At 64.8% G+C, this 9585-nt stretch carries 7 protein-coding genes; 2 read left to right on the top strand and 5 right to left on the bottom strand.

The genetic code is table 11. The features are described from left to right. Both NFX52_RS19225 and NFX52_RS19220 read right to left on the bottom strand, forming a co-directional pair. A partial coding sequence (locus tag NFX52_RS19225) for a DUF2628 domain-containing protein (RefSeq protein ID WP_252635786.1) occupies window positions 1-676 on the bottom strand: 676 nt, incomplete at its 3' end. A gap of 199 nt (window positions 677-875) precedes the next feature. After that, on the bottom strand, window positions 876-1868 hold the full coding sequence (locus NFX52_RS19220; protein ID WP_055395936.1) for a YcjF family protein: 993 nt from the start codon (window positions 1866-1868) through the stop codon (window positions 876-878). A 294-nt stretch (window positions 1869-2162) separates the two neighbouring features. Here NFX52_RS19220 and NFX52_RS19215 point away from each other — a divergent pair, with 294 nt between their 5' ends. After that, complete coding sequence (locus NFX52_RS19215) at window positions 2163-3686, top strand: AMP-binding protein (protein WP_055395938.1); 1524 nt, start codon at window positions 2163-2165, stop codon at window positions 3684-3686. 78 nt (window positions 3687-3764) lie between these two features. Here NFX52_RS19215 and NFX52_RS19210 read toward each other — a convergent pair whose 3' ends face one another. Next, window positions 3765-5513 (bottom strand): hypothetical protein, encoded by a 1749-nt coding sequence (locus tag NFX52_RS19210; protein ID WP_156358641.1) that lies wholly within the window; start codon window positions 5511-5513, stop codon window positions 3765-3767. Between the two features lie 194 nt (window positions 5514-5707). Between NFX52_RS19210 and NFX52_RS19205 the strand changes: the two genes are divergently transcribed. Continuing rightward, window positions 5708-6358 carry a DsbA family oxidoreductase gene (locus NFX52_RS19205; RefSeq protein WP_055395943.1) on the top strand — a complete coding sequence of 217 codons (651 nt, stop codon included), beginning with the start codon at window positions 5708-5710 and terminating at the stop codon, window positions 6356-6358. A 131-nt stretch (window positions 6359-6489) separates the two neighbouring features. Here the strand turns inward: NFX52_RS19205 and NFX52_RS19200 are convergent, their stop codons facing one another. Together NFX52_RS19200 and cphA are read right to left on the bottom strand one after the other, a co-directional pair. Next, window positions 6490-6999 carry a CreA family protein gene (locus NFX52_RS19200; protein WP_055395945.1) on the bottom strand — a complete coding sequence of 170 codons (510 nt, stop codon included), beginning with the start codon at window positions 6997-6999 and terminating at the stop codon, window positions 6490-6492. Continuing rightward, window positions 6999-9578 (bottom strand): cyanophycin synthetase, encoded by a 2580-nt coding sequence (gene cphA, locus NFX52_RS19195; protein ID WP_055395947.1) that lies wholly within the window; start codon window positions 9576-9578, stop codon window positions 6999-7001. The genes NFX52_RS19200 and cphA overlap by 1 nt, the downstream gene beginning before the upstream one ends. Between the last annotated feature and the right edge of the window lie 7 nt (window positions 9579-9585).

Raw genomic sequence — 9585 nt, 5'->3', positions numbered from 1 at the left:
CAGCAGCAGCGGCGGGTGCAGATGCCACTGCGCTGGGCCGGGACGCCGCAGCCGCCGTGGCTTGTGCCACGGTCACCGCGGGCTCCAGGGCCAGCGGCTTGGTGTCCGAAGGGGCCCAGACCAGGTAGGCCAGCGCGGCTGCGGCCACCAGCACCAGGTTGGCCAGCACCAGTGCCTGCAGCCGCTTGCGCGAGCTGGCCTGTTTCTCCAGCAGCACACAGGCCTCGGGCAGCGTGCGGGAGGCGGCCAGCGCCCGGGCCACCCGCTTGCGGATGTCGGCATACAGGATGGCATTGCCATACAGGCCCGGCACCGCAAAGGCCAGCATTGCAAAGGCGCCCAGCACCCCCAGCTCCACGCCCGGCGGCCATTGCAGGAAAGTCCGGCCGATGCCGTACACGATCAGCGCCAGGCCCTCGGCCGCCGCCAGGTAGACCAGCGCGGGGGTCCACAGCTGCCGGAACAGCATCCAGTTGAGGGTGGCCAGGCAGGCCGCCCAGTTCCAGGTGGTGGTGGTGCGGCCCGTGTTGTCAAAGCGCTCGAAGACGGCCATGTAGTAGGCCGTGTTCACGGGCCCCAGCGCCAGCCGGGACAGTGCCGTCATGGCGTTGTCGGACGGTGAGTCGAGCGACATGGCCGGGATGATGGAGGCGACAGGGTCCGTGTGGTCGAGCATGGGCCGATTCTGTCATGGGCCGATGTTTGCGCCACCTGGTTTGCGCGCGGGTCAGCGCGTGCGCAACGCTCTGGCCTGATTTCGTTTGGCCCACGCGGGCCTCGCCACTGGACTTTTATTAAAAATGGCCTCTGGCGCTTATCTGTTAAGCGCTAGTAGCTATTAATAATATAGCGTTTTCCGCAGTGGCTGTGGCATGTCAGGCGCCGCGCACCATGGCCATGATCTTCCCGGCATCCAGCGTGGCTGCCTTCTGCTGGATCTGCGGCAGGTACTGCGACTGCATTTGCTTGGCCGGGCCCAGCAGGCTCTGGAAGGTGTCGCGCAGCATGGCCGTGCTCATGACCCGACCCCCGGCGTAGTAGCGCTTGGCCACCTGCCCCAGCGCGTAGGTGGTGGCAAACGAAAACGCCATGCCGGTGGCCGCGCCGCCCAGGCCGCCCACCGTCCGCCCCGCCACCTTGCCCAGCAGGCCCCCGAGCAGCTTGCGGCCAAACTGCTCCAGGTACTGGGATGTCATGCCCACGCCCGCAGCGGCGATGAACTCCTTGATGTGGCCCTGGTCCAGCTCCACGCCGTGCGCCTTGCCAATGCCGTACACCATCTTCACCTGCATCGGGATGATGGCCATTGACGCCCAGGACTGCGGCAGCAGCTCCAGCGCACCGTTGAGCAGTGCATAGTTGAGGATGGATTTGTCCAGCTCGGCATCCGAAGCACTGCTGGGGGCTGCGGCGGCTGTTGCCGTTGCGGCTGCCCCTGGGAACGCGATAGGCGCGGACACAGGCATGGATAAAGGCACGGCCTTTTCCGCCACATCCACGATCGCATCGGCTTCCCGGTCAAACGCGTCGGTCTGCGGTGCGCCCAGCTGCAGCGCCGTCTTCAAGCCGTTCAGAAACTCGCGTTCTGCCGCCGTCTGGCGGCCATCCACATCACACACACACACCGCCATCTCGTAGGCCAGCTGGCGGTGCATGGGGTCGCTCAGGGCCTGCACCGCCGCCTGCACGCTGGTGCGCCGGAGCAGCACGTCCTGGTAGATGCGTGGAAGGTCCGCCATGCCTGCGTCGCCCGCGAGCGACTGGGCAATGCGGCGGATCTCTTCGCGCTCGGCGTCGTCCTTGTTGCCGTCCGCAAACGCGGCCAGGAGGGCGATGGTGAGAATGGATTTTTGCTGGTCCAGGTTCATGGGGTGTTGCCTGCAAGGCGTTGGGTAAAAACGGTGGTGCGCTCGCCTGGGTGGGCTGGCCGCGCGCATGGGATCAGATGCAGTCTAGGCAACGGGGTTTCAACGCCACAGCCTGTGGGGATTTGGGCGCGCGTGGTAACTGGGTGTTTCGGGGGCGGGCCGGGTTATCCCTTGGGTATTTTGGCGACTGTGCGCCAGCGCCCGGCGTGCCTACAGTGCCTGCAGTGCCAACAGGTCTCCACGGCTGTGGAGGCGGCTGACCCTGAAAAATCCCGTTGTTGTGGAGTGCACACTATGAACATCGCCCACCTGCTGCGCCGCAGTGCTTTGCTGCATGCCCACCAGCCCGCTGTACTCCAGGGGAGTGACGTGCTGTGGTCCTACGGCGACCTGGGCGCACGCGCTGCCGCCTTGGCCGCCTATCTGCACACGCAATGCGGCGTGGCCCCCGGTGACCGAGTGGCCATCTACGCCGCCAATGCGCCCGAGTACCTGGAGGCCCTGCACGCCATCGTGTGGGCCGGGGCCGTGTCGCTGCCGGTCAACTACAAGCTGCATGCCAAAGAACTGGCCTACGTGCTGGCCGACTCCGGCGCGCGTGTGGTGCTGGCATCGCAGGCGTTGGCACCGGCCGCGCGCGAGGCCGGGGCGGCGGATGCCGGTCTGCTGGTGTTCGGCTCCGAAGCGTACCGCGCCGCCGTCACGCACGCGCCCATGGACGTTTGCGACCGTGCACCCGAGGATGTCGCCTCGCTCTTCTACACCTCCGGCACCACTGGCCGCCCGAAGGGGGTGATGCAGACCCACCGCAATCTGCTGGCCATGACGGCCTGCTACTTCACCGACGTAGACGATGTGCTGCCCGGCGACGCCATGGTCTACGCCGCGCCCATGTCGCACGGCGCTGGCCTCTACAACTACGCCCAGGTGCTGCGCGGCGGGCGGCATGTGGTGCCGCTGTCGGGTGGCTTCGAGCCTGCGGAGCTGGTGCAGCTTGCGGCCAGCGTGGGCCAGCTCACGTTGTTTGCTGCGCCCACCATGGTGCACCGCCTGGTGGACCATGTGCGCGCCACGGGTGCCGATGTGAGCGGCTTCAAGACCATCGTCTACGGTGGCGGTCCCATGTATGCCGACGACCTGCGCAACGCGCTGGCCGTGATCGGCAACCGCTTCGTGCAGATCTACGGCCAGGGCGAAAGCCCCATGACGATCACCGCCCTGTCGCGCGCCCAGCTGGCCGACCGCAACCACCCGCGCTGGGCCGAGCGCATGGTATCGGTGGGCGTGGCGCAGTCGATGGTGGAGGTGCGTGTGGTGGATGCCTCAGGCCAGCCGATGCCCACAGGCGAGACCGGGGAGGTGGTGGTGCGCGGCGACACCGTCATGCCCGGCTACTGGAACAACCCCGAAGCCACGGCGCAGACGCTGCGCGATGGCTGGCTCTACACCGGCGACATGGGCGCGCTGGATGCCGATGGTTTCCTCACCCTCAAGGACCGCTCCAAGGACGTGATCATCTCCGGCGGCTCCAACATCTACCCGCGCGAGGTGGAGGAGGTGCTTCTGCTGCACCCCCAGGTGCGCGAGGTGGCCGTGGTGGGGCAGCGCGATGTGGAATGGGGCGAGGTGCCTGTGGCCTTTGTGGTGGCGGAGGAGGGCGTGAGCCCGGATGCACTGGACGCGCTGTGCCTGGCCCATATAGCCCGTTTCAAGCGCCCTCGGCTGTACCGCTTTGTGCAGGCTTTGCCCAAGAACAGCTATGGCAAAGTGCCAAAGACAGCACTTCGAGAGATGCTCTCGGCGGATCGAACGGGTTAGAGCGGGTGTTCGGCGTCTTTGTCAGTTTGCGCAGCAGAGAACGCACGGGCGCTGCGTCAACGAAATTTTTCAGAGGTGCTAATCCGTGACCAAGCTTCCCAGCACCATTCCGCCCCATTCCTGCAGCTGCTTTTGTTTCTCGTCATCCGTCAACTGGTTCGCATCCTGCTGCCGTTTCAATTGCTTCAGCAAGGGCAGCAAATCTGTCTGCTTTGACTGCACATGAGCTGGCTCTGCCGTGTTCTCGGTGATCTTGTTGTTTTCCACCTTGAGGACGTGCAGCGATTGCGAGGCGGCCTGCGTGATCAGTGCGCGCACAGGCTCATCCTTCTCGTAGCCTAGCTCTACCTGCGTGCTGCTGCTGTCTTCCACCTTTTCGTAGGAATAGTTCTGGGTTGCAGAGTCTGATGTCAACTTTGGTGCTGCTCTTGAGTGCAGCGATTGGTGATAGGCAGCAGAAAGCTTGGCGGACTGGGTCTGGGTGAAGCCGCGGTTGCTGGGGGATGAGCCGGAGATCTGAGTGGACTGTTTGAGTGTGTATTCGAAGGTGTCAACCTCTTTGGTGCGGCGCGGATTGGACGCACGGCGGGTGGCGGTAATCGATGCATCAAAGTCCGCCAGGCCGGTGAGCAGGCTCTTGTCGCCTTCACTGAAGGCGTTGGCGTCGCGCGTCAGATCGACCGGGTCGCCAATGCTGATACTGGCGCTGCCTGACCTCCCAGGGGAGTTTGCCGATTCATAGCCGCCGTTCAGGGCGGCGAAGCTGGACTTGAACAGGTCAACCAAGCCGCTGTCTGCATGCCCGCGCTCTGCTGCCTTGTCGATGCGGCTGAGGTACTGTCGCACGGCGTAGGCCTTCTGGTCTGCGGTGCCCCATAGCGCGGGCTGCCGCAAATCGGTTTTCATTCTTACGGTGCCTTCAGGGCTCTTGAGTTCAATCTCGCGGGTTTTGGCGTCTGCGCTGATGTTGGCACCGAGCTTCAGGATGCGGACGCCATACTGGTCCACCCCATAGATATCCACCTTGAATTCCAGCTTGGTGAAGAGCTTGCTATCGAACTTCAGCAGACCGTCCAGCCGCAGCACAGGGGATTCAGCCGTCAAGCCCTCGATAGCAAGATCGAAACCTTCTGCCAGAGATTGGAGTGCGTCCTTTTCCTGCTGCGTAAGGTTGCCATCCACCTCGATCTGCACAGCGATGCCAGAGCCTGTGGCGCGTTGCTCCCGCTGGTCGGCTATGGAGATCCGCACCGTGGCGCCAGATTGAGTGGTGATGGCAAATGTCGCACTGGCGCTGGGGCTGGATTGAATGCCCCACATAGCGCCAGTAGCCTTGCCTTGAATTTTGTCGGGCGAACTCACTGCACCCAGGTTCACCACCGTCTGACGGTAGCTCGAGCCGGTGCGGGCGGCCTGCTCTATCAGGGCGGACCCCAAACCGGCAAACCGCGCCTTTTCCGTCGTGGCGCTCGCGTTTCGGCCGATGATCTGATCCACAGCGGTCGTTGGTGTCTGCTCCCATACCTGCATTTGCCGGCTGCTGGTCTGCGATGGGGCGATTGCTTCGTAGGTGACGTCGATCGACTCCATCGCCAAGGGCCACTGGGTAACGTGCAGAAACCGGGTGTCACCCATCGTCGAAGGCACGGCTTCCGGGATGGCAGATGGAGTGAAGTTTGTGACGCTGTTGCGGGTCACGTCCGGCGATACGTCGCTCGCTATCTGCATGCGTGAAGAGGCCTGCGCAGAGGCCGTCACCGATGCTGGGGCGGAATTTCCTGACGGGCTCCAGCTTGTGGAAAGAGGGGAGAGGCTGATCGCACTCATTCAGGATATTTCATAGCTGTCTGACGGATATCGGCAGAAACGAGGAGGACTGAAGCCTGGCGTTCTGCGCTAGCGTGCAACGCCACACTAGAGAACACTGGGGCAGGAAGCGGGCGCTTCAGGGGCACAAAAGCGCCCTCCTGCGAAGGCCAATGCATTGGTCTACCATCCAGCTCTGATTTTTTGAGCTTGCCATGACTACCAAAACCCTCAAGATCGATTTCGTCTCCGATGTCTCCTGCCCCTGGTGCATCATCGGCCTCAAGGCGCTGGAGCAGGCGGCCGATCGCCTGAAGGGCGAAGTGGCCCTTGACATGCACTTTCAGCCTTTCGAGCTGAACCCGCAGATGGGCCCCGAGGGCCAGGACATCAACGAGCATCTGCAGGAAAAGTATGGCTCCACGCCCGAGCAGCTCGAACGCAACCGCGAGGCCATTGCCGCGCGTGGTGCGGACTTGGGGTTCACCTTTGGTAAAGGCAAACGCAGCCGCGTTTACAACACTTTTGACGCGCACCGCCTGCTGCACTGGGCCGAAGAGAAGGGCTTGCAGCCGCCACTCAAACATGCGCTGTTCAAAGCCTATTTCACCGATGGGCAAGACCCGAGCAACCACGAAGTGCTGGTGCGCGTGGCGGGTGAGGTCGGGCTGAATGTGGACGAGGCGCGTGAACTATTGGCGTCTGACCGTTTTGCCGAAGAGGTGCGCGAGCGTGAGCAGTTGTATTTGCAAAATGGCATCCACTCGGTGCCCGCCATCATCATCAACGAGCGCCACCTGATTCAAGGTGGTCAGCCGGTGGAGGTGTTTGAGCAGGCGCTGCGGCAGATTGCCAGCCAGGCTTGATGAATACTGTTGTTTTGATAGCTGCTGGCGCTTGATGGATAAGCGCTAGGGGCTGGTTTTATATAAAACAACACAAAGGGGCCGTGGCCCCTTTGTGTTTTCTGATTTCTGTGGTGTACGGCCTTGCCCGCTTATTTGCGCAGAGGGATGGCCATGGCCCGGTCCACCGGCACGGCGGTCACGCTGTTCTGCGGCGAGCCGTCGATGAGTTTTTCGGAGTAGGTGAGGTAGACCAGCGTGTTGCGGGCCGGGTCGACCATGCGCACGATGCGCAGGCGTTTGAACAGGATGGACATGCGTTCGCTGAACACCTCTTCCTGCTTCTTGAGCGGCTCGGGGAAGCTGATAGGCCCCACTTGGCGGCAGGCAATCGAGGCTTCGGCGCGGTCTTCGGCCAGGCCCAGGGTGCCCTTGATGCCGCCCACGCGGGCGCGCGAGACGTAGCAGGTCACGCCCAGTACGCCGGGGTCGTCATAGGCTTCCACGAGGATGTCGTGGTCGCGGCCGATCCATTGGAAGGCGGTGTCCACCGTGCCGATTTTTTCGCCAGGCGCTGCCTGCGCTGTGCCAGCTGCGCCCACCCAGGCGGTTGCTGCGGCCAGGGCCAGCAGCGCCGAGGTGGCCGTTTGCTTGAGGGCCATCACGCAGCGGCCCCGGCTTCGGTGCAGCGCTGGGCCAGGTGGGCGAGGGCTTCTTCGACCTGGTCCACCAGTACCAGGCACAGGTCGCCGGGCTGCAGGCGCGCCAGGGCGGCGTCAATGGCGATGAACTCACCGCGAATCTCTTCGACGTGTGTGGTGCGTGATGCGCCTGCCAGGCCTTCGCGCAGCAGGGCCATCACCTCGCCATCGGCACGGCCGCGCTGGGCAGCGTCCTGGTACAGGATCACGTCGTCAAATGCGGCGCCCAGGATCACGGTCTGGTCGCGGATATCTTCGTCGCGGCGGTCGCCCGCGCCGCTGATCACCACGCTGCGGCGCTTGGCGGGCAGGGCGTCCACGGCGCCTACCAGGGCGCGCATGGCGTCGGGGTTGTGGCCGTAGTCGGCAATCACGGTGGCGCCCCGGTAGTCCATGATGTTGAAGCGGCCGGGCGCGTTGTCGCTGTCGTTCACAAAGCCTGACAGGCCCCGGCGGATGGTCTGCCAGGGCATGCCCACGCCCCAGGCGGCGGCCACGGCCGCCATGACGTTCTCGACCTGAAAACCGATCTTGCCGTTGCGTGTGATGGGTACGTCGCGCAGGTGGATGGTCTCGCGCCACGAGCCTTCCGAAGCCACGATGGAGTCGCCATCCACATACACCGTGCGGTGGCCCTGAGCGCGGTGCGTGGCCATCACGGGATGGTGGCGGTCGCTCGCAACGAAGATGATCTTGCCAGGGCAGGCGGGCGCCATGGCGGCCACGATGGGGTCGGCCGCGTTGAGCACGCCGTAGCCTGTGGTGGCCACGTTCTGCACGATCACGCGCTTGAGTACGGCCAGGTCTTCCACCGTGGTGATGTAGTTCAGGCCCAGGTGGTCGCCCGCGCCGATGTTGGTCACCACGGCCACCTGGCAGCGGTCAAACCCCAGGCCTTCGCGCAGGATGCCGCCACGGGCGGTCTCGAACACGGCTGCATCCACCTCGGGGTGCAGCAGCACGTTGCGCGCGCTTTTTGGGCCGCTGCAGTCGCCGCTATCGATCTGGCGGCCGTTCACGTACACGCCGTCGGTGTTGGTCATGCCCACGCGCAGGCCCTGGGCGGTGAACAGGTGGGCGATGAGGCGGGCCGTGGTGGTCTTGCCGTTGGTGCCGGTGACGGCCACCACCGGGATGCGCCCATCGTCGCCATGGGCGTAGAGCTTGTCCACCATGGCCTGACCCACGTTGCGGGGCTTGCCGTAGCTGGGCGCGAGATGCATGCGCAGGCCGGGGGCGGCGTTCACTTCCACAAAGCCGCCGCCTTGCTCTTCGAGCGGGCGCAGCACGGTCTCGGCCACCATGTCCACGCCGCAGATGTGCAGGCCCACCATCTGGGCGGCGGCCACAGCGCGTGCGGCAACCTCGGGGTGCACATCATCAGTCACGTCGGTGGCGGTGCCACCCGTAGAGAGGTTGGCGTTGTTGCGCAGGACGACGCGCTGGCCCTTGGCGGGCACCGAGTCGGGCGTCAGGTCTTGCATGGCCAGGCGGGCCACGGCAATGTCGTCGAGCCGGATCTTGGTGAGCGAGGTGGCATGCCCCTCGCCCCGGCGTGGGTCGAGGTTGACCTGGTTGACCAGCTCACGCACCGTGTGCTGGCCGTCGCCCAGCACCTGGGGCGGCTCGCGGCGTGCAGCGGCCACCAGTTGGTCGCCGACCACCAGCAGGCGGAAGTCATGGCCCGGCAAAAAGCGCTCGACCATCACGGTGCCGTATTCGGCGGCGTTCTTGTAGGCTTCTTCGAGCTGGGCGCGGTCAGTGATGTTGACCGTCACACCCTTGCCCTGGTTGCCATCCTGTGGCTTGACCACCACGGGCAGGCCGACCTTGAGGGCCACTTCCCAGGCTTCGTCCACGCTTTCGACCGGCTTGCCCAGCGGCACGGGCACACCGGCCGCATGCAGCAGGCGTTTGGTCAGGTCCTTGTCCTGGCCGATGGACTCAGCCACGGCGCTGGTCGAGTCGACCTCGGCCGCCTGGATACGGCGCTGCTTGGAGCCCCAGCCAAACTGCACCAGGCTGCCACGCGTGAGGCGGCGGTAGGGGATGCCGCGCGCCACGGCGGCGTCCACGATGGAGCCGGTGCTGGGGCCCAGGCGCTCGTCTTCGTCGAGTTCGCGCAGCTCGGCAATCACGGTGTCGGCATCAAAATTGCCTTCGCCTTGCGCTGCCTTGATGAGTTGCTGCGCATACTCAAAGGCTTTGCGGCCCACGGCCTCTTCGCTGTATTCCACGACCACCTGGTACACACCCGCATCGGTGGTGGCGGTGGTGCGCGCAAAGGTGACAGGGCAACCTGCCTGCGCCTGCAATGCCAGGGCGGCAGTCTGCAGCACATGGGCCAGCGAGACATCGCCGCCCCCGGTTTCGGGGTGCAGCGCGCCGATGGCGGGAAACAGGGCCCGCAGGCGGGCTTCGAACCCGGCCATCTGGCCCACGGCTCGCTCGTTTTCGGCGCAGGTCACCACGGCCTCGATGGCCATGTGGCGGCTCCAGAGGTTGGGGCCACGCAGGGCCCGGGTGCGGGATACATCCATGGAAGTC

This window comes from Acidovorax facilis (assembly GCF_023913775.1).
In the GTDB taxonomy this organism is placed as follows: domain Bacteria; phylum Pseudomonadota; class Gammaproteobacteria; order Burkholderiales; family Burkholderiaceae_C; genus Acidovorax; species Acidovorax facilis.
Note: the sequence above shows the minus strand (reverse complement) of the source record. Positions and strands in the feature narration are given on the sequence as shown.